Origin of the sequence: Pseudoalteromonas luteoviolacea, assembly GCF_021654285.1 — a bacterium.
GTDB classification, from domain to species: domain Bacteria; phylum Pseudomonadota; class Gammaproteobacteria; order Enterobacterales; family Alteromonadaceae; genus Pseudoalteromonas; species Pseudoalteromonas luteoviolacea_J.
In genome coordinates this window covers 48927-75230 of sequence record NZ_JAKFZS010000012.1, presented here as the reverse complement: position 1 = coordinate 75230, position 26304 = coordinate 48927, and the positions used below count along the sequence as shown (strand labels likewise).

26 protein-coding genes are annotated in these 26304 nt (G+C 42.1%); 4 read left to right on the top strand and 22 right to left on the bottom strand.

Annotation, left to right across the window (positions count from 1 at the left end; all coding sequences use genetic code 11):
- Positions 1 to 3: 3 nt before the first annotated feature.
- The 16 genes from fliR to L1077_RS13150 all read right to left on the bottom strand — a co-directional run bounded on the left by fliR (position 4) and on the right by L1077_RS13150 (position 15059).
- Positions 4 to 783 carry a flagellar biosynthetic protein FliR gene (fliR, locus tag L1077_RS13225; protein WP_237137260.1) on the bottom strand — a complete coding sequence of 260 codons (780 nt, stop codon included), beginning with the start codon at positions 781 to 783 and terminating at the stop codon, positions 4 to 6.
- A 1-nt stretch (position 784) separates the two neighbouring features.
- Positions 785 to 1054 carry a flagellar biosynthesis protein FliQ gene (fliQ, locus tag L1077_RS13220; protein WP_063363400.1) on the bottom strand — a complete coding sequence of 90 codons (270 nt, stop codon included), beginning with the start codon at positions 1052 to 1054 and terminating at the stop codon, positions 785 to 787.
- 1 nt (position 1055) lies between these two features.
- A complete protein-coding gene (gene fliP / locus L1077_RS13215; protein WP_063363401.1) occupies positions 1056 to 1799 on the bottom strand; it encodes a flagellar type III secretion system pore protein FliP in 744 nt (247 codons plus the stop codon).
- Between the two features lie 5 nt (positions 1800 to 1804).
- A complete protein-coding gene (fliO, locus tag L1077_RS13210) occupies positions 1805 to 2176 on the bottom strand; it encodes a flagellar biosynthetic protein FliO (RefSeq protein WP_237137259.1) in 372 nt (123 codons plus the stop codon).
- Between the two features lie 10 nt (positions 2177 to 2186).
- Entirely contained in the window at positions 2187 to 2582 is a 396-nt protein-coding gene (fliN, locus tag L1077_RS13205; RefSeq protein ID WP_063363403.1) for a flagellar motor switch protein FliN, read from the bottom strand.
- A 25-nt stretch (positions 2583 to 2607) separates the two neighbouring features.
- The gene (gene fliM, locus L1077_RS13200) at positions 2608 to 3702 is read right to left on the bottom strand and encodes a flagellar motor switch protein FliM (protein WP_063363404.1); all 1095 of its coding nucleotides are present in this window, start codon (positions 3700 to 3702) and stop codon (positions 2608 to 2610) included.
- Between the two features lie 9 nt (positions 3703 to 3711).
- Positions 3712 to 4236 carry a flagellar basal body-associated protein FliL gene (gene fliL, locus L1077_RS13195; RefSeq protein WP_039609455.1) on the bottom strand — a complete coding sequence of 175 codons (525 nt, stop codon included), beginning with the start codon at positions 4234 to 4236 and terminating at the stop codon, positions 3712 to 3714.
- 46 nt (positions 4237 to 4282) lie between these two features.
- The gene (locus tag L1077_RS13190; protein WP_237137258.1) at positions 4283 to 6565 is read right to left on the bottom strand and encodes a flagellar hook-length control protein FliK; all 2283 of its coding nucleotides are present in this window, start codon (positions 6563 to 6565) and stop codon (positions 4283 to 4285) included.
- Between the two features lie 83 nt (positions 6566 to 6648).
- Positions 6649 to 7095, bottom strand: coding sequence for a flagellar export protein FliJ (gene fliJ / locus L1077_RS13185; RefSeq protein WP_237137257.1), 447 nt, complete (start codon positions 7093 to 7095; stop codon positions 6649 to 6651).
- Complete coding sequence (gene fliI / locus L1077_RS13180; protein ID WP_237137256.1) at positions 7095 to 8438, bottom strand: flagellar protein export ATPase FliI; 1344 nt, start codon at positions 8436 to 8438, stop codon at positions 7095 to 7097. Before fliI ends, fliJ begins: the two co-directional genes overlap by 1 nt.
- Before the next feature lie 20 nt (positions 8439 to 8458).
- Positions 8459 to 9277 (bottom strand): flagellar assembly protein FliH, encoded by an 819-nt coding sequence (gene fliH / locus L1077_RS13175; protein ID WP_237137255.1) that lies wholly within the window; start codon positions 9275 to 9277, stop codon positions 8459 to 8461.
- 3 nt (positions 9278 to 9280) lie between these two features.
- On the bottom strand, positions 9281 to 10321 hold the full coding sequence (gene fliG, locus L1077_RS13170) for a flagellar motor switch protein FliG (RefSeq protein WP_023401801.1): 1041 nt from the start codon (positions 10319 to 10321) through the stop codon (positions 9281 to 9283).
- Positions 10314 to 12032, bottom strand: coding sequence for a flagellar basal-body MS-ring/collar protein FliF (gene fliF, locus L1077_RS13165; RefSeq protein ID WP_237137254.1), 1719 nt, complete (start codon positions 12030 to 12032; stop codon positions 10314 to 10316). Before fliF ends, fliG begins: the two co-directional genes overlap by 8 nt.
- Positions 12033 to 12057: 25 nt before the next feature.
- Positions 12058 to 12393, bottom strand: a complete 336-nt coding sequence (gene fliE / locus L1077_RS13160; protein ID WP_063363410.1) for a flagellar hook-basal body complex protein FliE — start codon at positions 12391 to 12393, stop codon at positions 12058 to 12060.
- Positions 12394 to 12546: 153 nt separating this feature from the next.
- Entirely contained in the window at positions 12547 to 13956 is a 1410-nt protein-coding gene (locus L1077_RS13155; RefSeq protein WP_237137253.1) for a sigma-54-dependent transcriptional regulator, read from the bottom strand.
- Positions 13953 to 15059, bottom strand: coding sequence for a sensor histidine kinase (locus tag L1077_RS13150; protein WP_237137252.1), 1107 nt, complete (start codon positions 15057 to 15059; stop codon positions 13953 to 13955). The genes L1077_RS13155 and L1077_RS13150 overlap by 4 nt, the downstream gene beginning before the upstream one ends.
- A gap of 257 nt (positions 15060 to 15316) precedes the next feature.
- On the opposite strand from L1077_RS13150, the gene L1077_RS13145 reads away from it, so the two are divergent.
- The gene (locus L1077_RS13145) at positions 15317 to 15934 is read left to right on the top strand and encodes a DNA-3-methyladenine glycosylase I (RefSeq protein ID WP_237137251.1); all 618 of its coding nucleotides are present in this window, start codon (positions 15317 to 15319) and stop codon (positions 15932 to 15934) included.
- An 8-nt stretch (positions 15935 to 15942) separates the two neighbouring features.
- Here the strand turns inward: L1077_RS13145 and L1077_RS13140 are convergent, their stop codons facing one another.
- Together L1077_RS13140 and L1077_RS13135 are read right to left on the bottom strand one after the other, a co-directional pair.
- Positions 15943 to 17379 (bottom strand): sigma-54 dependent transcriptional regulator, encoded by a 1437-nt coding sequence (locus tag L1077_RS13140; protein WP_237137250.1) that lies wholly within the window; start codon positions 17377 to 17379, stop codon positions 15943 to 15945.
- 152 nt (positions 17380 to 17531) lie between these two features.
- Entirely contained in the window at positions 17532 to 18320 is a 789-nt protein-coding gene (locus tag L1077_RS13135; RefSeq protein ID WP_237137249.1) for a flagellin N-terminal helical domain-containing protein, read from the bottom strand.
- 225 nt (positions 18321 to 18545) lie between these two features.
- Here L1077_RS13135 and pseB point away from each other — a divergent pair, with 225 nt between their 5' ends.
- Genes pseB through L1077_RS13120 form a run of 3 tightly spaced genes read left to right on the top strand, consistent with a single transcriptional unit; the run spans position 18546 to position 21864 of the window.
- Positions 18546 to 19547, top strand: a complete 1002-nt coding sequence (gene pseB, locus L1077_RS13130; RefSeq protein WP_237137248.1) for a UDP-N-acetylglucosamine 4,6-dehydratase (inverting) — start codon at positions 18546 to 18548, stop codon at positions 19545 to 19547.
- Entirely contained in the window at positions 19544 to 20722 is a 1179-nt protein-coding gene (pseC, locus tag L1077_RS13125; protein WP_237137247.1) for a UDP-4-amino-4,6-dideoxy-N-acetyl-beta-L-altrosamine transaminase, read from the top strand. Before pseB ends, pseC begins: the two co-directional genes overlap by 4 nt.
- Before the next feature lie 8 nt (positions 20723 to 20730).
- Positions 20731 to 21864: a Gfo/Idh/MocA family protein gene (locus L1077_RS13120; protein WP_237137246.1), complete on the top strand. Its 1134-nt coding sequence runs from the start codon at positions 20731 to 20733 to the stop codon at positions 21862 to 21864.
- 32 nt (positions 21865 to 21896) lie between these two features.
- Here the strand turns inward: L1077_RS13120 and L1077_RS13115 are convergent, their stop codons facing one another.
- The 4 genes from L1077_RS13115 to pseI are packed head-to-tail and all read right to left on the bottom strand — an operon-like array spanning position 21897 to position 26287.
- Positions 21897 to 23441, bottom strand: a complete 1545-nt coding sequence (locus tag L1077_RS13115; protein ID WP_237137245.1) for a class I adenylate-forming enzyme family protein — start codon at positions 23439 to 23441, stop codon at positions 21897 to 21899.
- Positions 23410 to 25002: a PseG/SpsG family protein gene (locus L1077_RS13110; protein WP_237137244.1), complete on the bottom strand. Its 1593-nt coding sequence runs from the start codon at positions 25000 to 25002 to the stop codon at positions 23410 to 23412. The genes L1077_RS13115 and L1077_RS13110 overlap by 32 nt, the downstream gene beginning before the upstream one ends.
- On the bottom strand, positions 24999 to 25247 hold the full coding sequence (locus L1077_RS13105) for a hypothetical protein (RefSeq protein ID WP_237137243.1): 249 nt from the start codon (positions 25245 to 25247) through the stop codon (positions 24999 to 25001). Before L1077_RS13105 ends, L1077_RS13110 begins: the two co-directional genes overlap by 4 nt.
- Positions 25247 to 26287: a pseudaminic acid synthase gene (gene pseI, locus L1077_RS13100; RefSeq protein ID WP_237137242.1), complete on the bottom strand. Its 1041-nt coding sequence runs from the start codon at positions 26285 to 26287 to the stop codon at positions 25247 to 25249. Before pseI ends, L1077_RS13105 begins: the two co-directional genes overlap by 1 nt.
- Positions 26288 to 26304 lie beyond the last annotated feature (17 nt).

Genomic DNA, 26304 nt, shown 5'->3' with positions numbered 1-26304 from the left:
CTCCTAAACCGTGCATCCAATTAAATTGCACATCAATTCAGTCATCTTTAGCCACTGAAATTCGTACTGCATTGTAAAATTGCCTAATGTAGCCCAAATTATCATCAAACCAGCAACTAAAGTGAATGCAAATCCTACGGAGAATATATTCATCTGCGGTGCTGCACGCGTCATTATTCCAAAAGCCAAACTAATCACGAGCATAGCTGTGAGGGGGGCCAAAGAAAGAGATAAGGCCGTAGCAAATAGCCACGATCCCCACGTTGCTATGTCATAGTAATTATCGACATGCCACCAATCACCTCCAATCGGCCAAGATTGAAAACTAAATACTATCATTTGGATCATCATCAAATGACCATTAAATACAAAAAAGAGGAGTGTTGCTAAAATCAAGTAAAACTGACCAACCGCTGGCACGCTCAGTCCATTTGAAGGGTCAACAACTGATGCAAAACCCAACCCCGTTTGCATCGCAAGAATTTGACCTGCAAGAATAAAGGTGTTTAGTAAAAGAAGTGATGCAAAACCAATAGCGACACCGATTATCATTTCTTGGATAACCACAAGTATCATTTGAAATGAAAATAGATCCGTAAACTGAGACTGCGGTATTGCTGGTGCCACAGCCAAAGTAACCACCATAGCAAGGCAAATCTTGATGCGTTTTGAAACACTCTGAGCTCCCAGACCTGCCATCACCATTATCATAGAGCTAATACGGATAAAGGGGATTATGTAATCACTTAACCCCTGCATGAGATCTGAGAATAAAAATTCCATGCTAACCTGCTATCTCAGGGATCCGCATGACCATTAATTTAAAAAAGTCCATAAGCTCTTGCGTCATCCAATGACCACCCGCAATCAGCGCAACAAGCGTAATAATAAGTTTTGGAAGAAAGCTTAAAGTTTGTTCGTTGATTGACGTCGCAGCCTGAAAAACAGAAACAATTAAACCAATAATCAGGCCAGGTACAACAATAGCTGATACAAGTTTAATTACTACAAATAACGAATCACTTAGAATATCAACGAATACTTCAGGTTCCATTTTATGCTCCCAAGCCAAAGCTTCGCGCTAATGTGCCCATGACTAATGACCAGCCATCGACCAAAACAAACAACATTATTTTAAACGGCAACGACACGATCATAGGAGATAACATCATCATACCCATCGCCATCAGGACACTGGCTACCACCAAATCAACAATCAAAAAAGGAATGAAAAACATAAACCCGATGATAAATGCGGTTTGCAATTCACTCGTCACAAAAGCAGGAATGATAACAACAAACGGCGTATCTTCTGGACTATCTAATTTGTCATAACCTGCAATTTTGGCAAACGTTTCTAAATCTTTAATCCGAGTCTGCGATAACATAAATGCTTTCATTGGCTCTTTAGCTGCATGCAATGCTTGCACGGATGTCATTTCTTCATTGATATACGGCTGTACAGCCTCATCATAAATTTTACTAAAGATGGGAGCCATGATAAAAAAAGTCAAAAATAACGACATACCGACCAAAATTTGATTAGATGGCGACTGCTGTAAGCCAATCGCTTGACGTAAAATCGCCAATACAACAATGATACGTGTAAACGAGGTCATCATGATGAGCGCTGCAGGAATAAAGCTGAACGCAGTCATGATGGCTAACACTTGCAATGTGACCGAATATTCTTGTGAACCATCAGGGTTCGTCGTCACACTTAGCGCTTCAATACCATCATTAGCGCTCACTTGAGGAAAGAAGAAAATTAATCCACACAGGATCAGGAATCGAAGCATGATACTCACTTTGTTTTTGTTGTGGGTTGATTCATAAAACGACTCAACTCTTTTACAAAAGGTGCCGTTTGACTTTCATCTAAGGGGGTTTCTAACTGATATAAGTAATTAATATTTTGAGGAGTTACACCGAGCAGGTGCTGTTTATCATCAATTTCGATGACTAGGAGCCTCTCTCGCGTCCCTAGTGGTAAACTCCGGATAACTTTAAAGTCCTGGTTATTACCTACGTTTGGATTAACGCGTTTTACCAACCAAGCTAATCCAATAATCAAGGCCACAATTGATATCAACGACAAAATCACGGTCACTATATCTAAATTAGGCCCTGGTGACTGCGCTGCCGCAGCCACATTTGAAAATATTATCCAAGTCATCTTAGCGTGTTTACCTAAGCTTTTTAATTCGCTCTACTTGGCTTATCACATCTGTTAATCTGATACCAAACTTGTCGTTTACAACAACCACTTCTCCGTGCGCTATCAAAGTACCGTTAACCAATACATCCAACGGCTCACCAGCAACCCTATCCAACTCAACAACGGAGCCTTGGTTCAACTGTAATAAATTGCGAATATTTATTTTCGAACGACCAACCTCCATTGAGATAGTCACTGGAATGTCTAATATCGTATCTAATTTTCTTTTTTCATCTGCACTTAGGTTGGCATTGCTCTCTTCAAGCTCTTCTAATTCAGCGACCTCAGCACTGCCCTGATCGACATCTTCTGCTTCTGCAAGCGCTGCCGCCCATTCATCCATCGTATCTTGATCATCACTCATGCACTTACTACCTTAAAAAACTTGATCACCAGTCAAGGTCCACACCCTCGGATAGGTGCAGATCTTCTTCTAATTCCGCTAACTCTGCATCCGAATCGAGCTTTTTACCACCTTTGGTAAAGACATGCAGCTCAGATTTCACAGATTCAGGACGTTTAATTTTTTCACTAATCTGTAACGCGACGTTGTCTCTAGAGCGACCCATTTTAGCCCTAAAAGTTGGTAACTCTTCAACAAACACCGTTATATGTTCAGGCATTTCAACTGGTATAATATCACCAGTTTTTAACTCCATAATTTGCTGTAGCGACAAGTCAACTTCCAATAACTGTGTCGACATCTCAACTTCAACATCCATGATTTCATCACGCAATGCCTTACTCCAACGTAGATCAGTATCTTCTGTATCTGATTGAACACCCGCATCAAGTAATTCACGAATAGGTTCCAACATAGAATATGGCAATGAGATATGAAAATCTCCACCTCCACCATCTAATTCAATGTGAAAAGAACTAATTACGACGACTTCCGTCGGCGATACAATATTCGCCATTGCGGGGTTTACTTCAGAATCTAAATATTCAAATGAGACATCCATGACGGGTGCCCAAGCCTCTTTATAATCTTCAAAGATGATCTTGAGCAGCATCTGAACAATTCGTCGCTCTGTAGGTGTAAATTCACGGCCTTCAATTTTGGCATGATAACGACCATCACCACCAAAAAAGTTATCAACTAAAATGAACACTAACCGAGCTTCCATGGTGATCAAACCTGTGCCTTTCAGAGGGCGGAATCGCACCATGTTGAGGCTGGTTGGAACAAACAGGGTATGGATATATTCACCGAACTTGAGCATTTGAACCCCGTTGATGGATACTTCAGCTGTACGTCTCATCATATTGAATAAGCTGATCCGCATGTGCCTCGCAAATCGCTCATTAACAATCTCCAGAGTCGGCATTCGACCCCGAACGATTCGGTCTTGTGAGGAAAAGTCATATTGCAAGGCATTAGCATCCTCGCCATCTTCTCCTGTGGATACTTCATCTTCTTCGACTTCATCAACACCATGGAGTAGCGCATCGATTTCGTCTTGTGATAATAAGTCGCTCACAATCTCGTCCTACTGCATTACAAAACCAGTAAACAGCACACGTTCAATAACCTTGCTGCCTTCGACGCCTTCCATTGCAGCTTGAACTTTATCTAGTGCAGATAAACGCAGTGTTTCTTTTCCTGCACTTGTGCTTAATTCATCCGCAGTAGTCGTGGAAAACACGCCCAGTAAAGTGCCTTCGATCAGTGGTATATGCTTTTTAGCAACTTCTTCGTTAACATCACCACGTACGAGTAATTGTACTTTAATTTGCACGATCCGGTCTCTACTGGCACCTGGCACATTAAAGACAAAAGGTCTTGGCATCGCGACATATAACGCACTGCCCATTTCAGCTGCATTTTGCTCACTCAGGTCTTCTTGCACCGCTGTTGACTCTTCTGCCAAGGAAGCTTCTTCTTCCTCCCCTCCAGACATCAAGAAGAAACCAGCAACACCTCCCAAAATCACTACAACTGCAGCGATGATGATGATGAGTTTCTTTTTAGACCCACCAGCTTCTTCAATTTCTAAATCGGTTTCTTCTGCCATACATGCGCTTCTATAACTAAATAATCTTTTTTAATAATAGCAGTTGTTAAGCATAGTAATCTATTGCTGAATCACTTTGTTTTCTGCTAGTCACTGATTGTTCTTTATTATTTTGCGCCTCGCTGCTCTCATTAGCAAGTTTTCCTTGAGCATTCTGCTCATTATCTCCATCGCCACTGTTACCTTCTGATTGCTGCTCGATGCTGCTGTCGCCTAATTGGATCCCCTGCTCCTCTAACATCTCTTTCAGTTTAGGCATTGACTCTTCAAGTAATTCTTTTGCTTGCTGATTTTGCACGACAAAGTTTATCTGCGCCTGTTCAGCATCAGAGCGAATACGAATTTGCATACTACCCAATTCAGCAGGGTCTAATCTAATCTCTGCTTCTTGATTGTTTAAATTGATCATCATATTCACTTTTTCTTGCATCATTTTTGCTGCATCATTTCGTGCAAGATTAAGTGTTTGCATGATCCCCTGCTCTTGAGGCGTTTTCACCTGAGCGGCACTTTGTTGTTGAACGACTTGCTGACTCTGGCGAGATTGTTCAACCTGTTGGATCACGTTCTCAAACTCTTCTTTACTTTGAATTTGCTCTGAACCTAAAGTACGGATCGCTTTAAAAATATTTTCGACATTGGCACTGGCAGTTTGACGTTGGTTGCTGCTGTTATTTTGTGATTGCTCACCATCTGACTCGGTAGCCATTTCAGGGGCTTCTTCACTTAAAGCAACATCAACGTTTTGTTTTGTTGGTTCAGCTACAACGCCCTCTTTAATTGATATTATTTTCGTAGAATTGTAACTCATTTCAGACTTATCAATCTGCTGAGAGGGTAGTTCAACCGCTGCATTACTCAATTTAACCTTACTGTCACTTAACTTATCAGCTGCGTGCTCATTATTCGAAGTATCTTTTGCCTGCTTTGGATTTACATCAGGAGCAGGTTTACCTGTTACCAATGTATATAATGTACTTTCAAGGCGTTTTACCTGAGGGTCAGCCATTTTATCACTGCTTAACTTCTCATTTAGGGCACTCTCCAATTGCTTTTTCTCTTGGGGGGAGAGTTGCTCAACCATAGACTTTAACTCTGAAAGTACTTTGATGTTTGGAGAACCTTTTTCATTTCCCTGTGTCGCAACCTCAATTGCAGGCTTTGCTTTTAGTTCATCAGTTGATGCCTTGGCTGTTAGATCAGTTTTAGAACTAGTTTCGTCAATACTTTGCGCCTGAACAGTCCCTTTTGGTTGAGTCACTTGCGGCTCCTGAGTAACAGCTTTTCTAATCTGCGAAGCCAAATATGAAGCTTCACTATTTAGTTCACTTTCTACTGACTTTGCTGCATCGTTTAAAGCAGTCTTTAATTCTGTTTGCACTTTAGGTTCTGTTGAAGCTTTTGCATCAACTGAATCTGTCTTTACAGCTTTAATTGCTACATCAGGTTGTATTTGTTTCTGAACTTCTGACTTGTCAGAAGTAGCATTTTTATTATGTAAGAACCATTCACGCGACTTTACTTCACCATTAAAAATTTCCTTACCTGTAATGATATCTTTTTGGGACTGAGGGTTATTAGTAGCCTTTTTTACATCATCTTGCACGTTACTTGGATCACCAACCGGGCCCTCAGAATAACGAGGCCCAGGATCAATGGCTTTAAAACGTTCCGATCCTGTCTGTTGGCTTTGCTGCTGAGGAATATCCGCACTTAGAAGTTTGTCAGAACGAAATGACGATGCTGATTTATTGTCTGCAAGGGCATCGGTACCGGTTTCCGCTTTTTCCCCTTGCGTTACTATGGGTCCTATTAGGTCAATAGGTCCTTTTTTCCCTTTGTTTGTTCCAGGGTTACCTGGTAACACTTCAACTTTGTCTACGTGCTCTCGCATCGCGGTCGGCACCGGAGCTAAATGGTGCTCCACATCGGTTTTTTGATTGTTAGAAGCTGTTATTTGCGATAATAAGCTATCAGGGTTTTGTCCTGTCTCCTTTTGTTGACTATCAATGTCATCTGAAATCTCTACCTGCAACACTACATCCGGGCCTGTCTTAGGTAAATGTGAATCATCTAATTTCAATGGCTCATCAGGGCCTGTTTGCACCTTACTAGGTTCATGTTCCACTTTTTCACTCTGTGATGCATGTTGTCTACGCTGCACTTCAGCTTTTGCTTCTGACGCTAACGCAACTCTTTTAGCCTCTTCTTGCTCATTCGCTTGCGCCAATACAGCCATGAACCCTTGTTCTGCTGACCTTTCATCTGCCTGTCTATGCTGAGGTGCAACTGAATTATTCAAACCTACATCTAGCGAAACATTAGCCATACTCTCACCTTTCTATGTGGCAACCTAAGACCGCTTGCCTACTTCAAATACCAATATTGTTAAAAAATGCAATTTTTAAGCCACTAATTAAGCAGTTTATTTCTCATAAACATATTTGTTGCGAACTCATCAAGCATTTTTTGTTCTACTTTTGCTTGGACTCGCTGTTTTTCTAGCAGTTTTTTCTCGATGAGCTTTGCAATGGCTTTTACTTTTGCCTGTTGTGCTAGCCATAGTTTTCTGCGCTGCTCAACAACACGTTTTGCCGTTGCAACCGTATTTGCTTGCTGTTTAATTGCCTCTTCAATTTTATTGATGAAGCTGTGGTATTGAGTAAACCCGCTACTGCTCAGCCCTTGCTGCGCCTTCGTGTGCAATTGTTGGGTATACTCCAAACGAAAGTCATTCAAGCCTTTCAACTTTTGTTGATTATCATTCAAGCTGTTTTCAGCCTGAATGAAGTTAATCCGTAACGTATCTTCTTTATCAGTTTCCAGCTTGTGTAAGAGAGATAATTTGTCAGTCGCCATTAGCCTTGTCCTAATAATTGTGATAAACCTTGTAAGCATTCATCGTAGTTAAGCACATCTTTCATACCTTGTTGCAAAAAGCCATTTACGCTTGGCATCATTGCTATAGCTTGATCAAGCATAGGATCACTGCCTTTTTGATAAGCGCCTAATGTGATCATATCTTTGTTTTGCTGATACATTGAATACACTTGTTTAAGGATCCTTGCCTGCTGCATATGTGTGTCCGAAACAACTTGCGGCATTACACGGCTAATAGACTTTTCAATATCAATTGCTGGGTAGTGACCACTGTCAGCTAATTCTCTTGATAATACAATGTGACCATCCAATATAGCTCGTGCAGAATCAGCAATGGGGTCTTGCATATCATCCCCTTCACTCAAAACAGTAAAAAATGCGGTGATTGACCCTTGACCTTCCCCGCCATTACCAGCCCTTTCAACTAAAGCAGGTAATTTAGCAAACACTGAAGGTGGATAACCTTTGGTTGCTGGTGGCTCACCGACTGCAAGCGCAATTTCACGCTGAGCCATCGCATAACGTGTTACTGAGTCAAGCAGTAATAATACATTTAGACCTTGATCTCTAAAATATTCCGCAATTGTGACTGCACTTTCGCAGCCTTTTAATCGCATTAAAGGTGAGGCATCGGCTGGGGCTGCAACCACCACAGAGCGACGGCGCCCTTCAGTACCTAGGATCTCATCTATGAACTCTTTAACTTCTCGCCCACGCTCACCGACTAGGCCAACAACAATCACATCGGCTTCACTGCCTCGCGTCATCATTCCTAATAAGACTGATTTACCAACACCACTACCTGCAAACAACCCCATTCGCTGACCTTGTCCTACAGTGATAATTGAATTAATTGCCCTTACGCCAACATCCATTGGCTCTTTGATCGGGCGTCTAGCCAATGGATTGATGGGAGCCTGGGCAAATTTGAGTCTCGTTTCTGCTTGTATTGCGCCTAATCCGTCTAATGGCCGTCCCAAGCCATCAACCACACGACCTAATAACCCCATTCCGACAGGTAATCCAGCTTCTTTTACTTGAGGAATAACTCGTGCGCCAGGCAAGACACCTGAAATACGATCATTTGGCATGAGATAGAGGACATCATTATTGAAACCAATCACCTCAGCATCAATAAAACCATTAATAGTTTCGATTTTGCACTGACTACCTACGGCAGCATTGAGCCCTTTTGCTTCAAGGGTTAGCCCAACAACACGTGTTAAGCTCCCCGCAACAGCAACACCAAAAGGGTGGATATGTTTTTGGTATGTGTTAATTCGTTGTGCAAACGATTGGTTTTGAGGTTCTAACTCTGACATTTAACATGGCGCAATTATTCTTAGATACCACTGTCATGCAAAAACTTTTCCAATATTTCAGTCAGACGGGTTTTTACCGTTAAATCGATAGAAGAGATCAGAGATTTAATTTCACAACCGCCGCGTTCAAAGGTAGGCTCTGGAATAAGCTGCCATTGCTGCTTTTGGATCATATCTGCCCCATAGGCTTCCTCAACTAAAGAAAGATCATCAGGGTGCAGGTGGACTTTAAGTTGCACCTCACCGATGGGTAATGCATCCAGACCTTTTTTCAAAGCTTGTAAGATCAGTTCAGGGTTTGTCTTTATCTCGTGGAAAGTTATTTGTTGTGTCAATAAACTGACAAGCTCGATCAACTGTTTTTCGCAAGCATCATCAACTTGCTTAAGCGGCTCATGAATTTTCTCAATTAACTGTGTTAGTGTTTGTAGCCTTTCTTCCACCAAAGGTTTGGCATCTTCAAGGCCTTGTTGCTTGCCGATCTCTAACCCTTCTTTTTGTCCAGCTTCATTGCCCTCTTTGGCGCCCTTTTCAAACCCTTCAAGATAACCTTGCTCATGACCCTGTTTTAATCCCTCTTCATAAGCATCCTGACGGATCTGTTCAAGCTCCTCCAAGGTTAAAGTCGGAATTTCAGGTTCAACTGCTTCAGGCTCAACATTACGTTCGGTCTTTGTATACAACTCTTCAAGCGGAGTACCCATTGCGGTTGAACGACCGCTCAACCCACTTAGGTCCTCTTTGACATCCGGTATCGGCCACTCTTCTAAATGATCGAGTAATGCATCGACAGCCTCTCCATGAACAGGGCGTCCACGGTGAAATTTAGGATCAGACATACTTTACAGGAACTCCTCACCGCCACCACCGCCGAGCATGATCTCTCCAGAGTCAGCTAAACGTCTGGCAGTTGCCAATATTTCTTTTTGTGCAGCTTCTACTTCACTGATCCTCACAGGTGGCATTGCCTCTAAGTCATCGGCCATCATTTCAGCAGCACGCTTAGACATATTGCTTAAAATTTTATCTTTTAATGAGTCATCTGCGCCTTTAATGGCTTTCATCAAGACATCTTGCTGTACTTCTCTTAGTATTGCTTGAATACCTCGGTCTTCAACATCCATCAAGTTTTCAAATACAAACATCAGATCTTGAATTTGCTGTGACATCTCTTCGTCATGTTCACGAATTGAGTCCATTAACTGACCTTCAACATTAGTATCTAGGTAGTTCATGATATCAGCAGCTGCTTTCAAGCCGCCCATTTTAGCGGCTTGTGCACCAGCTTGACCTGCAAATTGTTTTTCCATGATTTCGTTAAGCTCTTGCAATGCTGCTGGCTGAACTTCTTCAAGGTTTGCAATACGCATTGTTAAGTCTAACCGCACTTTCTCGGTAAACTGTGAAAGTATCTCTGCTGATTGCTCCGGCTCTAGATATGACAATACAATTGTTTGGATCTGCGGGTGCTCGTTGCGGATAATGTTGGCAACCTGTTTTGAGTCCATCCACTTCAGTGAATCTAACCCTTTCGCACCAGAACCCATAACAATTTGGTCTATTAAACTTGCAGCTTTGTCTTCACCTAATGCTGCAGTCAGGGCCTTCTTAATAAAGTCTTCAGACTGGAAACCAATAGTACTAAAACTCTGAATTTGTTCTATAAACAAATTATGTACGGCACTAATTTTGGATTGCGACAAGTCATCAATTGCCGCCATCGCCATACCCACTTTCTGTACTTGCTTGGGTTCTAAATGTTTTAAGATTTGCGCCGCATCTTCTTCTGTTAAACTGAGCAGTAAGATGGCGGCTTTATCGACGCCATCTAACTTTTCTACATCAAATGTAGGGGGCAGTTGTTTTTGTTCTTCATCACTCATCTTCAGTTAACCACGCTTTGACCACTTGTGAAGAAAGCTCAGGCTCATTTGCTACCAATGCTCGAACCGCTTTCAATAGATCTTCATCTCCATGTAAGTCTGGCAATTGTAATGTACCATCCGAGGAGAAGCCAACAGCTGATTCATCAAAGTCGTTACTAAGCATATCTAAAGTACTATCTCCTAAGTCTACACCTGCAGTAAGTGCATCCTCATCATAGTCCTCAAGTGTATCGTCTGGGTAAATAAGTCTTTTCAGCATAGGGCGAACTACCGCCATTATCAATACAATGATTACTAAAGCACCAGCAGCTAAACGTGCAACCTTCATAAACCACTCTTGCTCCCAAAGAGGTAGCTCTGAAGTTTCTAAAATATCTTCTCGTACAAACGGCACTGTTACCACTTCTAATGCATCGCCACGTTGCATATCAAAACCAACACCACCTTGTAGCAAGCGACGTATGTTATTTAACTCTTCTTGTGCGCGAGGCACCATAGACACATTGCCCTCAGCATCGGCTTTAGCGACATAGTCAACCGCAACTGACACACTGATACGACGAATAACACCTGTTTGTTGACGCTTGTGAGAAATCGTGGTGTCCAGCTCATAGTTTCGTGTTGCTTCTCTTTGAGAGCGGCTAGGCGTTGTGCCTTTACCGCTGCCACCCGCCCCAGCGACTTCTGGAATATTTGAGTCCATTGGTGGCTGGTTAGTTAATGCGCCTGGAATACCAGCGGTGATCCCACCAATGTTATTCTCTTCAAATGTTGTTTCACTGCGCACTGCAGGCAAGTCTGGGTTAAAGCGTTTGTGCGTTTCTTCAACTGCGCTAAAGTCCATGGTCAAATCAACTTGTGCAGTAAAGTTACCCAAGCCAACCACTGGGATCATGATACTGTCAATTTTTGATAAGTACTCTGACTCACGTTTGCGTTCTATTTCATATTCTTTACGAGAACGTGCCGCCAATGAATCTTGCGAACCAGAATTTAACAAACGACCATTTTGATCTGTCACGGTTACACGAGAAGGTTCAAGACCCTGAACAGCAGAGGCTACAATATCAACAATAGAGTCAACTTCTTCTCCATCGAGCGTGCGACCACGCTTCATAGTTAATACCACAGTTGCGGAAGGCTTTTTCTCACGGCGAGCAAATACATTTTCTTTAGGAATGGCGAGTAGTACTTTAGCACGATTAATATCTTGTAACTCTTCAATTGTACGCGCTAACTGCTGCTCACGGCTATGTTTCAGCCTTTCTCTCTCAAGACGCTGACTCACGCCAAAACCCATGTCCTGCATCAAAATATCAGTGCCGGAGGTTGGCGATTGCGTAAAGCCATCCCGTGCCATTTTAAGTTTGATATTTTGATAATCTGTTTCAGCAACCATGATGGTATTGCCATCTAGTTCATACTCAATTTTTTGGGCATCGAGGAAATCGAGTGTTTGGACTAGCTCATCAGTTGGGTATTGACCGAGTGGGCGCATATCAGGTTGGCGAGCCCAAATAATAATGAAGATGGCGATTGCCAAACAAATTGCTAAGGCGATTACGAGCGTAACTTGACGTAGCATATCAACGCCACTTAAAGCACTAAAATAACCAGACTTTTGTTCTTGCTGGGTGTCTGCACCTTCAGCGACTGCCCCTGCTGGGCCATCTGAAAGTGCTAGATCTGTCGTTTGATTTGTAGCCACAGTTACTCTCCAATCATCTCATTAATTACACAGGCATGCTCATAATGTCTTTGTAAGCTTCGACAAGTTTGTTACGAACTTGAACGGTTGCTTCAAAGGCCACTGATGATTTGTTTTTTGCAATCATTGCTTCTGCTAAGGAAACGCTACGGTCGCCCATTTCAACTGCGGTGACTTTTGCTTTTGCATCTCTTTGCAAATCAGCGACATTATTTAACGCGCCTTTCAAAATATCACCAAACTGCGCGCTTGATGTCGCCGCAGTCGCATCCATAGGTTGCTTAACTTGAGGCTCAATACGGCCTGCTTGAGAAGCCATTGACTGCATCTCTTGATATAAACTGGTATTTTGAATTTTCATGTTGCTCACCCTGTAAATTCTCTTACAAGGTATAAAGCATGAAACATGCCAACTTTTAATTCTTTAAATTCAATGAGTTGAATCTTAAATTGTGAGGTCGATTTTTTGACAGATGAAAAAGCAACCAGATTTAACTGGTTGCTTTATAAGTTATTAAGCAGGGACTGGCAGGCCTAAATCCCTCATTTTGGCCAATTTATATCTGAGCGTTCTTGGACTGATCCCAAGAATTTCAGCAACATCTTTTCGTTTACCATTACAACGAGTAAGCGTGTCCAATATAATTTGATGCTCTTTATCCTGAAGCTCTTCTTTGTAGCTCATATTATCACTAGAGCTAGGTGCTTCAGGCTCCATGTTTGAGTAAGCATTATAAGGTGAAGCATCAAGCTCAACAGGTCGAGAAGCCAAAGCCTGTTCAGCTGATAGTTCCACTGGTGCTAAATTTTCAATGAAAATATCAGCATCAGTGACTTGCTCCCCCTGCTGTAGGATCAATGCACGTTGAACAACATTATCCAACTCTCTCACATTACCAGGCCAAGCATGCTGTAATAATTTTTGCTGCGCAGCCACGGTTAACTTAGGTGTCAATTGGTTCGATTTTTGACAATGCCTTTCAATCAGGTGCACAGCTAAAGGGACAATGTCTGCAGCTCTATCTTTCAGAGGTAACCAAGTCAGCGGAAAAACATTTAATCTATAATACAAATCTTCTCGGAATTTGCCTTCAGCCACTGCATCTTTCAAATCTCGGTTGCTGGTCGCCAAAACTCTGACATCCAATTCGATGGTTTTTCTACCACCTAACCTTTCTACTTCACGCTCTTGCAAAACACGTAAAAGCTTTGCCTGCAAGCCTAAGTCCATCTCAGTAATTTCATCGAGTAAGATGGTCCCTTTTTGTGCTTGCTCGAACTTACCGGGACAGGCCTGTATTGCACCTGTGAATGCGCCTTTTTCATACCCAAATAGAGTCGCCTCAAGCATATTTTCAGGGATCGCCGCACAGTTAATGGCGACAAAAGGCTCACTCTTACGCTCAGAACTATCATGAATATAACGAGCCAATACTTCTTTACCCGAACCACTCGGGCCCAATACCATCACACTGGCATCTGACAGCGCCACTTTTTTGGCAAGGCTTAATAGTTGAAGACTTTTTGGATCAGCGACAATAGGGCCATCCGTATCTTTTTCCTTTTCGGGCATGTAACGGCTTACCATATTCAGCAATACTTCCGGTGCAAATGGCTTAGCCATGTAATCAATAGCGCCAAGTCGCATAGCTTCTACAGCGTCATCAATTGTTGCGTACGCCGTCATCATCAAGACAGGTAGATTTGGATAATTCAGCTTAATGCTTTTAAGCAAGTCAATACCACTCATTTGTCCCATTTGAACATCACTCACCACCAGCGAGAAACTTTGCTGTTTGAGTAATACCATAGCTTGCTCTGCGCTATCTGCCTCAACACAATCAATGCCAGCAAGCTCTAATGTGTCCAATAATGCTTCTCGTAAACCTGCGTCATCTTCAACGACTAGAATTTTATTGCTCATACAACCTCCTGAAGTTGAGTATGTTGAGATATGGGTAATAGCATACTGAAGCATGCTCCTCCGTTTGGCTCGTTGTTAACTTCAACGCGCCCCTTATGCGAATTGGCAACTGAACTAACAACAGCTAACCCCAGCCCAGTACCTTGTGATTTCGTAGTAAAAAATGGTTCAAAGAGTTTATCTGCCAAACTCATGTCAACACCTGGTCCATTGTCACACACAGCGATACGAACATGGTCGTCTTGATCTTTCACTGCACTTAGCGTAATTTCGGCGCCCGAGCCAATGACTTGAACACTGTTATGGATCAGATTTTGGATAGCGCTTGCCAATGCGGTTTTATTACCAATAATTTCAATATCTGGGTCGGGTAAAATGACGTCTAACTTGGCATGATGTAATGACAACATTGCATCAGAGCCTGCCTTAACCTCATTAAGTAACTGCTGCATAGATACTTTTTCGATAACTTGTTGCTCACCACTTTTAGCAAACAACAACATATCATTGACCTGATTTTCAAGGTCTTTTAGTCTAGACATGAGCTTATTATGGAATTTTTCACGTGATTTGGTCGGTAAGTTTTCACTGCCCAAATTTGCGCCGTATAACATGGCAGCAGAAAGTGGTGTACGAACTTGATGCGCCAGCGATGCCACCATTTTACCAAGCGCACTCAAACGCTGCATATGGGCCACTCGAGCTTGAAGACGGCGAGTTTCTGTCAGATCTGTCATTAAGATCAATTGACCCGGCTCAGGTGTCAGTGCTGATATTTCTAGCTTAATTAAGCGGCCATCACGCAATGATACTTCATGCCCATCATCTTGCTGAGGACTAAAAGAGCGTTGAATGATGTTAAACCATTTCTCACCCTCTAACGGCTCACCCAACATATCTTTGGCAATTTGATTTGCTTTGGCAATCATACCTTGACCATCCAATACAACAACGCCAGCAGGCATGGTATCAACCAAATGGCCCAACCAGCTTGCTTGTTGTCGCAAGTCGCTCAGCTCACCAATATATGCTTCTTGCAACAGGCAAGGGTTATATTGATTTTCTGGCACAAATTGTGGATTTATCACTTTCGCTAACGCCATGACACTACTCTCATGTATCTTCCTAACATGATAAAAGCAAATGCCGTGCCAAATTTATTTTATATAAATAACAATTGGTTAAGTAGAAAATGTGCAAGACAAAACTTTGACACTCTCATTGCTAGCGCACCAAAAGTGCTCTTTTCTAGATACTTTCAAAGTGCTTAATTCACATTCAAATTAATCTCACTATTTCTTGATTAAAACTACTTAATGTAAGATAAATATTTATACTCCACCTTCACCAGAGAACTGAAATGTGCAAAAGATGTTTATGGCTTGATGTGAGCAAACCGGATTATGTTGCTTATCATGATCAAGAATGGGGAGTGCCTATTTGGAATGATCACAAATTATTTGAATTTATTACCTTGGAGTCAGCACAAGCCGGACTGAGCTGGTATACCATCTTAAAAAAACGTGAAAACTACAGAGCTGCCTTTAAAGAGTTTGATGTCCAGAAAGTCGCAAACATGTCAGAACAAGATGTAGATATGCTTATGGACAATAAAGGAATTGTACGTAATAAAGCCAAAATATTGGCCACCATAAACAATGCACAGCGTTTTATTGAAGTTCAGTCAGCTTTTGGCAGCTTTGCTAAATACCAATGGGCATTTGTGGACTTTACCCCAATCATCAATGATATTAAGAGCAAAGATGACTACCCCACGACAAGTGAAATAAGCCAAATATTTGCCAAAGATTTAAAAAAGAGAGGGTTTAAATTTTTAGGGCCGATAACAGTATACGCACATATGCAAGCTTGTGGTATGGTCAATGACCATGATAACGACTGCCACAGGAAGCAGCCATTAATCGGTCTAACTGAAACTTTAGACTTAGCAGAGCAGCTAAACAAAGAACCTATTTAGTAATAATCTTAATCTCGATTCAGATTATACTTTTTCATCTTTTCGACAAGTGTCGTGCGCCTGACGCCTAGTATTTCAGCAGCACGAGCTACGACGTAATCATACCGCTCTAATGCTTGAGTGATCAGGCTAATCTCCAAATCAGCCAAGTAATCTTTTAATTCGATCCCTTCATCAGGCAGTAAACCAAGCATAGGCTGATCTGGCGCCACAATATCCTCTTCCTCTTCAAAATCACTAAAGCCTTCACTAAATAAGTCATTGAAGGCATCTCTTTCCATGAGTTCTTCAGGGTATTCTGGCTCAAAAGCTTCCACTTCAATATAACGATACTTAATTGGTAAATCAGTGACATCAACCAATTTGTCAGGAAACATAATCGCCATACGCTCCACCAAATTAGCCAACTCGCGAATATTACCTGGCCAAGCATGAGACTTTAAGCTTTCAATAGCTCTATCGGTGAACTTAACCCCTTTATTGCCTTGCTCAGTCACTCTACGAAGAAGTTCCTTTAATAGCAGAGGAATATCATCAACACGCTGGCTAAGTGATGGGTTCTCAATGGGAAATACGTTTAGACGATAAAACAAATCTTCTCTAAACTTCCCCTTTTCTATCATTTCCTCGAGGTTTCGGTGTGTCGCAGCTATGACGCGAACATTGGCTTGAATCGGCTTAGTACCGCCAACTCTTTCATAACTTCGCTCTTGCAAAACGCGCAGTAACTTAACTTGCATTTGCAGTGGCATATCGCCAATTTCATCTAAGAATAACGTACCATTTTGAGCCAATTCAAAGCGCCCTTTACGAGCCGAAATGGCACCTGTAAACGCCCCTTTCTCATGACCAAATAGTTCACTTTCAAGTAACTCTCCAGGAATAGCACCACAATTGACTGGTACAAAAGGACCATCTGAACGGTTTGAAAGTAAATGTACGTTACGAGCTACGACCTCTTTACCAGTGCCAGATTCACCAAGGATCAAAACATTAGCATCAGTTTGTGCAACTTGAGAGATTAAAAATCTCACTTCTTTTACCGCTTCAGTATCACCAACAAGTCCATCAAATGACTTAGCATCACGCCCGTGTTCGACTTGTCCCGGTAACAGACTCAAGTACTGTTGGCAGTCGTGTAGCAGCTGCATAGTCACATCATGACTAAATGGCTCAGTAATTAACCCGATCACGTTAGCCAGAGATAATAAGGGTTTAAGTGTTTCGCCAACTAAAATAAAAGGATGAGCAGGAAGGCTCTTTATATGGCGTTCATGATCCAATCCATCGAGTGCGCCAAGGACCACCTTACATTCTTGATACTTTTTTACCAGCTCTGGACTAAATTCCGACTCAGCAACTACAATTGCTGGTTGTCCGCAAAATGACAACGCGGCTGCAAGTCCAGAAGCGCGATTATTGTTTTTATCGATGATCAGTATCATTTGGACTGGATCCAAAAATTTTTATAAGTCTATGAGTATGATTGTAAGGGAGTATCTAAGGGATGCAATACCTAAGTGGCAAAATATTGACGTAAACGCCAAATAAATGCCACTGAGTATGTTTTGAATCAATACAATAGTATTAATTATTACTAAAGTAAGTTAAGTACCGAGGATGCAGATTGATTCGCTTGTCCTCTCAATGCAATCGATGTTTGAGATAGAATATCGTTTGCAGCTCTATCAGCTGATGCTTGTGCAAAGTCAGTATCAGCTATTCTACTTTGGCTCTCTGCAATACGATCGCTCTGATTACCTAAACCGCGTATTGTACTATCCAAAGTATTTTCAAATGCACCTAGTTGAGAGCGTTGTGAATTGACATCTTTTGCAACTTGATCAGCAGCAGTTATTGCTGCTTGAGCCCCTGCTTGAGTAGAAATATCTACACTTAAAATACCCGCAGCAACAGTACCGTCAGTTGGTGTAAAGCTTTGTGTGGTATTTGCATCTGGCCCAACTTGGAAGCTTGCCTGCTCACCATCAAAGAGAGGATCACCACCAAAAGTGGTATTTTCAAATGTCTCTGTGATCTGGGTTTGTAGCTGTGACACCTCGTCTTGCAAAGCTTGTCTGTCACTATCTGTTAAAGCCCCACTGCCAGCCTGAATAGATAGCTCTCTAATTCGGCTTACGGCATCATTAACACCAGATAATGCTGAGTCAGCAGTTTGAGAATAAGAGATACCATCATAAGCATTACGAATAGATTGCCCATATCCTTCTTGCTGCGAAGTTAAACGATTAATTATTTGCAGTGCTGCAGCATCATCTGCCGCCGAGTTTACTTTTTTACCCGTCGCTAGCTGTTGATTTAATTTATTATTCGTTTGCTCTGTTCTGTTAAAGAAAGAGTTACTCGGTGAATTGATTTGTAACATGCCACCTTCCTCCGCAATACTGACACTATAATCTTACGCCTATTAGTGCAAAAAGTCATCTATCGTTTAAAAATCACAATCCTGCTTGTGTTAAATACTGCAAAATTCGAAGAAGTGATATAAAGTGTTGAGTAATCACTTTTTTTAGGATGCAGGGGCACAATCTTTACCTAGTACTTTTTTCTATAGTGTAAAGAAATGATTGCACCTTTAGATGGGTAAAATATGTTTAATAACAAAACAATCTTGATTACTGGCGGAACTGGCTCCTTCGGCAAGAAATATGTTAAAACTCTGCTTGAAAGGTATCGCCCTAAAAAGATTATCGTTTTTTCACGGGACGAGCTAAAGCAGTTTGAGATGCAACAGACCTTTAACGCGCCATGCATGCGTTATTTTATTGGCGACGTGCGTGATAGGGATAGACTACGCAGAGCGATGCAGGGGGTCGATTACGTGATCCATGCTGCCGCACTTAAGCAAGTACCTGCTGCTGAATATAATCCCATGGAGTGTATTAAAACAAACATCAATGGCGCAGAAAACGTTATTGAAGCAGCGCTAGACTGTAATGTCAGTAAAGTCATTGCTCTGTCAACTGACAAAGCAGCCAATCCAATCAATTTATATGGCGCGACTAAACTTGCCTCTGACAAACTATTCGTTGCAGCAAATAATATCGCTGGCGGTCACAAAACCATGTTTTCTGTCGTAAGGTACGGAAATGTTGTTTGCTCAAGGGGCTCTGTTGTACCGGTATTTCAAAAGTTTATCGATGAACAACAAGACCACATCCCTATTACTCACCCAGACATGACGCGATTTTGGATAAGTTTACAACAGGGCGTTGATTTTGTTCTTAAAAACTTTGAGCGCATGTTGGGCGGGGAAATCTTTGTTCCTAAAATACCATCAATCAAAATTACTGACTTAGCGACTGCTATGGCCCCGGGTCTAAAACAAAAAGTTATAGGGATTAGGCCAGGTGAAAAGCTTCACGAAGTAATGTGTCCTGAAGACTTATCTTTTGACACGTTTGAATTTGATGACCATTTTGTCATCGCGCCTGGTATCAAGTTTAGTAGCCGTACAAACGATTTTGACGTTAACGCGCTTAACGAGAAAGGAAAAATGGTTCCACCTGGGTTTGAATACAATTCACTGACCAACGCTGAGTATCTATCCGTTGAAGAAATAGCTGAGTTTAATAAACAGGCACTGTTATGATCCCCTACGGTAAACAAGTCATATCTCAGTCTGATATAGAGGCAGTAGTTGAAGTCTTAAATTCACCTTGGTTAACGCAAGGACCCAAAGTGCCTGAATTCGAATCATCTGTTAGCCGATACTGCCATGCAGGTTACGCCACTGCGGTTAATAGCGCCACTTCGGCACTACATATCGCCTGCCTTGCTCTAAATGTTGGGCATAATGATATTGTATGGACGTCGCCCAATTCTTTTGTAGCCTCAGCAAACTGCGCGTTATATTGCGGTGCCAAAATTGACTTTGTCGATATTGACTCAAACACGGGCAATATGTGCATTCATGCACTTGAGTCAAAATTAATCACCGCAAGAGAAAATAACGCCCTCCCTAAAGTCGTCATTCCAGTGCATTTTGCAGGCCAACCCTGTGACATGGACGCATTGCACAAACTCAGTATCGAATATAACTTTAAGATCATTGAAGATGCATCTCATGCTATTGGCGGGCAATACAAAAGCGACCCAATAGGTAATTGCCAATACTCAGACATTTGTATTTTTAGTTTTCACCCAGTCAAAATTGTCACCTCAGCTGAAGGCGGTATGGCACTGACCAACTGCAAAGAATTAAATGAAAAATTGAAACTTTATAGAAGTCACGGTATCACAGCAGCGCCTGAACTATTAGAGCAAGACCCAGACGGCCCTTGGTATTACGAGCAACAAGCTCTGGGATTTAATTACCGAATGACAGATATACATGCCGCACTTGGTATGTCACAACTTGACCAGTTAAATCAGTTTGTCAACAAACGAAATGAACTCGCATCACACTACGATGCACTGTTCACCAAATATGATGAGATCAACCCGCTCACACAAAGCGATGACGTTTACAGTGCTTATCATTTGTATGTCGTGCGAGTCACCAACTCATCCCCACAATTACATAAACAAATTGTGACGAAGTTGAGAGCTAAAAATATCTTCTGTCATGTTCACTATATCCCGATTTACTTGCAGCCATACTACAGACAACAAGGGTTTGAACAAGGGCATTGCCCAAATGCAGAAGCGTATTATCACAGCGCGGTTACATTGCCTCTCTTTCCTGAGCTGGCACAACAAGAGCAGGATTATATTGTCACTACACTTGTTGAAACACTAACTGAATTGAGAAACGTGGAAAAATAGGGAAAATCATGTCAAAACGCTGTTTAAAACTTGCATTTATTGGGGGCGGCGCCAACTCAGCTGTAGGATATGTGCACTTTTCTGCTGCTCAACTAGATAACAGATTCCAAGTCGTCACAGGTGCATTTAGCCGAAATAAAGAGCAAAATGAACTTACGGCACAACAATGGGGTATAGACCCTAATCGCGTTTATGATAATTGGCAAGATATGCTCAAAGCTGAACGTCATAAAATTGATGCTGTGGTTGTATTAACACCCACACCGCATCACTTAGAAGCCCTTGAAACACTGTTTAAGCTCAACATTCCCACCATTTGTGAAAAGTCGCTTGTCTGTGGCAGTGATGAAATTCAGCAGTTAGCTCAAAAGTATGACGCACAAAAGCACTTTCTTGCGGTCACATTCAACTATTCTGGCTACGCCATGGTTAGGGAGCTTAAAAGCCTAATACAACATGGAAAGCTCGGCACGATCCAAAAAATACATTTAGAAATGCCACAAGAAGGATTCAAAAGACCACCTGAAATCGCGGGAAAGGCATCTCCACCTCAGGCTTGGCGTTTACAAGACTACGCAGTGCCGACAATCTGTCTTGATTTAGGTGTACATTTGCATCATCTATCTAGCTATTTACTTGAGCTAGAACCAGAAAAAACAAGTGCTCTATTCGCTACCCACTCTGAATACACTGATTTAGTGGATGATGTTCAAATGCTGTTAAAGTACCCAAACAACATCACAGGTAGTATGTGGATGTCTAAAACGGCGATCGGTCATAGAAATGGCTTAAAAGTACGTGTGTATGGCACCGAGGGAAGCGCACTTTGGTATCAGCTCAACCCAGATGAGTTAGAGCTCAACTTCAACGATGGGCGCAGAGAAATACTTGATAGGGCTGGCCAATGTCAGTATGCGAATCAATTTAGATACAATCGAATGAAACCAGGCCACCCGACAGGCTTCGTAGAGGCATTCGCGAATCTTTACACTGATATACATCTCGCTTTAGAGAGCTATCTAGCTTCACAAGACAATGCCAATGAATACGTATTTGGTTTTGAACAAGCCCGTGATGGCTTAGCATTGTTTGAAGCTGCAACACGCTCCAATCAATCTGGTACTTGGGAAAATATCAAATAATACCTATGAGTGAAGGCGATGCCTTCACTCATTTATTGGTTTTGTAGCTTAACGTCATTTCGCAGCACTTTGCCCATTTGATTTCTTGGCATCTCATCCAAACGTACAAACTGTCTTGGTTGCTGATAATCAGTTAATTCCTGCAAACACATTAGTCTCAGCACCTTATCTAAAAGTGCATCTCCTCGCTGCTCATAAGCCACTCGGATCACTTCCCCTAACAGAGGTTCTGCGATCCCAAATGCAACACATTCGATGATGTCAGGGTGGCGTTTGATCACAGCTTCAATGTCTTGTGGAAAAATATTAATACCACCACTAGAGATAACTTCTTTTTTTCTACCCACATAATATAAATACCCGTGTGCATCAAGATAACCCAAATCACCCGTGTAGAAAAAACCCTCAGAGTCATAAGCCGCTGCTGTTGCATCAGGCATCTTGTGATAACCACTAAACCCAGTAAGCGTTTTGCACGCAATCTCGCCCACTTCACCAACAGCCACTTGTTGACGCTCATCGTTACAGATTTTCAAATCCACAAAAGGAAGTGCCCGTCCAACACTGCCGTTTTTATCAGGCTCAGCCGACACACAAAAATCGGTTACAACGCCGACCTCAGATGCTCCATAGCATTCGTGAAATGCACAGTTCAACCTACTTAATAGCGCCTTTTTTGACTCCGCATTTAAAACCGCTGAAGAAGAAACAAGACAACGCAAAGAACTCAGATCAAAATTTGGGCCTTCATAGGCTAGGAAGCTCTCTAACTGAGCAGAGACTGCAAATAAAAAGCTTATTTTGTGAGTTTCTATGGCATCCAGCCAGCTTTGCAGGACAAACTTGGCCATGATCACTGTGGTTGCGCCTAACATCAACGGCATTAAAACGCCTCGCTGGGCGAGTGAATGGTACAAAGGTGTGGCCACTAAAACCTTGTCACTTTCAACCAAACCATAATAATTTTTAGTCGCTTCAATCGCACGCTGCACTTTACAATGCTGACTCAATACAATCGGTTTGGGTGCACCTGTAGAACCCGAAGTCATGGTCAAAATAAAAGGCGCATGCGCATCGACAGTGGTTTCAGCAAGGTCCAAAATCTCATTATCTTGTTCGTCAAAAACTTGCTGCCATGTCACTTCGTCTGCAACTGACTTTTCAAAGCTAATTAACTTGTCTTGCTCAATTAAGTCTTTCTCAAGCAATACCTTACTAATGGTTGGCCAAGCCAAAACGGCTGCAACAGGCGTTTTTTTCAAAGCAACTTCAAGGGCAGTACCTTTCAAACTCATTGGCAATGGCACAACAGCCAATCCCATTTTCGCAGCCGTCATTAATACCACGGGATACTCTATTCCGTTTGGTGCAAATAGCGCGATCCTATGTCCTGCTTTGAGGCCTATCTTAGTAAAATATAAAGCTAACCGACATACTTTTTGGTCCAGCTCTTGGTAACTTAAGCTGGTATGCTTGAAAATGACCGCTGTTTTATCAGGTGACGATTTCACATGGTCTTTAAAAATAGCGTAAATCCCACCCATCTTAGCCTCGGCTTGCTGGAAACTTTGCGACATAATTAAACTCTTCCTCTGATGCTTGGGGGAATATAATTTGTGTAACTAAAAACTCATCTGAAGCCTTATCTGCCTGGATAAATCCTTCTTTTTGGTTGAGTAAATTAACGAATTTATTCTCTTTATTAATCACAGCGACCCAAGTCGCGTTGGGATGTAACGCTTCACAATAGGCTAATTGCCATTTTAAAACCATTTGAGCATGAACAAAGTTTACCTTATCACTCGCCGCAAACCACCCTCCATACAGGTACTCTGTATCTTTGTGACGATATACTTGATGCCACACATAAATTAAAGGCAATCCATTGTCTTCCAATACAAATGAGTGTCGTTGATTGTTAAACCACCAAGTGTAATGATCAATGGACTTGATAGAGTCGGTGATTGTCATCCGCCACATATTTTCTGTACGATTGCGCGCTGATAAATAGCGATTAACATCTGACAATTGAACTTCTCGAACGCCCAAAGAGTCTGTTAATTGAGACACTAGGCCCTTAAGTGTAGGCGGCGCCTGATGCATGGGTAAACCACTCAACAACTGACCACTTGTCAAGTAATCAGCAATGCGCCTTGCTCCGTGACCATCGACCGATACCAAAGGGCTTAAGCGCTGTTTCTCAATGGCTGCTCTATACTCGAATAACGATTGGATCAGTCTGGCTATTTTATCAGCGGAAAAATTAAGCAAATCCTCAATATGATAAAAATGCCCCAGTTGCTCTAAGTCTTCAATGTTGTTGTTCTGGTTAACTGCGAGTGAAAAAGTCAGTGCAGGTGTTTTGGTCGCGGCCAGTTCATACAATGATGTACCTAATGCCCCTACAAACAACCCTGTTTTTCTGTAGTACTCAGATAAGCTACTTGGTGCATAAACCAGTGTTAACTGCGCGTACTGTTCACAAAGGGCCTCAAGCGCTTCAATATCTGTCGCTTTAGGGCCTATAATAGCAACAAACTCGCTAATTCCCGGGGCTTGTATGCATAGCTGCTCTATAACGGGTGTCAAAGCATGCCAACTACCACCGCCGCCAAGAGAGAAAGTAATACGATTTGTACGAGATAGCGAAGTAGACGCAGCTAAATGATACTCTGGAGATAAGATGGCAAACTCTGGCCCTAGTAGCTTATCTGTCTCAGCGGACACTAAGCCATCATATCGCTCTGAAGTCACGCTACCGGCCCATTTCATATCAAGTACCGCATCAGAAATATGTTGTCGAGCCAAGTCATCCACAGCCAGCAGCTTTATGCCATGTACTTTTGTTTCTGCTTCCCAGCTCTCACCAAACGTATAACCATCAACAACAAACCATTTAATCTCGTGCTTTTGTGACTTTAGATAGGTTAAACAGAAATTTGCGTCATCTTGGCAGCTGCCAGTTTGAGGGACGATGACAAGCTCAGCATTTAATTCGTTTTTAAAGTGCACTAATGCATCACTTTGATCAATAAAAAAAATGGTGGGTTCGCTGCGCTTTTCTAACTCTACTGCAAGCCATTTCATTCGCATAAAATGGCCCATTCCACATTGTGTATCTACACGAAATGCAATCATATGCTTTCCGTCAGAGCATTCACAAGGTTGCCCACTATGGCATTTTTTTCATCCAACAGTAATTCAGGGGCGACAGAGACAGAAAAGTGCGCCTCAATTCCCATCGTCAGTGTTAAAATTTCAAATGAATCCAACTCCCCCTCAGCAATGAAGTTATAACTCTCTAGTGAAGATACATCGAGCAATACCCCACGCTCTTCCAAAAATTGCTGAATATATTCAAGTAACGTCTCTTTAGAAATCATTATTGTAAGTCCTCCCAGCTTAGCTGTGTGCCACAAACAAGCGCCTTATTAACACGGCGGCCAATAAGCCTAGGTAACTCTTGGGGCATGATCTCACCACCTCCGGGACGCATTTGCCTTAAATGCGCTGCGGTCAGGACTTCATTTGCCTTAATATCTTTAATAATATAAACACAGCGACGGGCTTTTGACGCTTCACTAGGATAGTGAACCGTGCCCATCGCCTTTTCAATTTGACGCACACCATGTACCAGCGCTTTTAACTCATCCGGCGTCATTGAAAAAAAGCTATCTGCGGTATTATCTGTTTTATCCAAAACAAAATGCTTTTCAATCATGCAGGCACCGACTGCCACAGACGCCAAAGGTACATCATTGCCCAAGGTATGGTCAGATAATCCTACTGGACATCCAAATGCGTCACGCATATGTGGAATAGTTCGCAAGTTTATTGATTCAGCCGGTGCTGGGTAAGTGCTTGTGCACTTCATCAGTGCAAGCGCTTGTACACCTGCATCCTCAGCAACTTTGACTGCTTGTGCAATCTCGTTCAGCGTTGCACCGCCCGTTGACATGATCATAGGTTTTTTTGTAGCGGCTACATCTTTGATAAGTTGATGATCTATTAGCTCTGGAGATGCTATTTTATAAGCTGGTGCATCAAACTGCTGCAATAAATCCACAGCCGATTTATCAAATGGCGATGAAAAGCACGTCAAACCTATCTTAGCTGAAAGCTCGAACAGCTCCGCATGGAAATCCCAAGGCATATAAGCGCCTTTATATAAGTCATGGAGATACTGTCCTTTCCAGGGCCCCGTTGCTTCAAAATGCGGAAGCTTGCAGTCCATAGTTAGGGTGTCTGCAGTATAAGTCTGCAACTTTATAGCGTCTGCACCCGCCTCTTTTGCAGCGTGTACTAATTCCTTTGCTTTACTTAGTGATTGGCCGTGATTAGCCGACATTTCAGCAATGATGTAGCAAGGTGAGTCATGACCAACTTCCCTGCCTGATATCTGAAATTGAGATTTAAAATTCACAATGCTCTCTTCTTTTT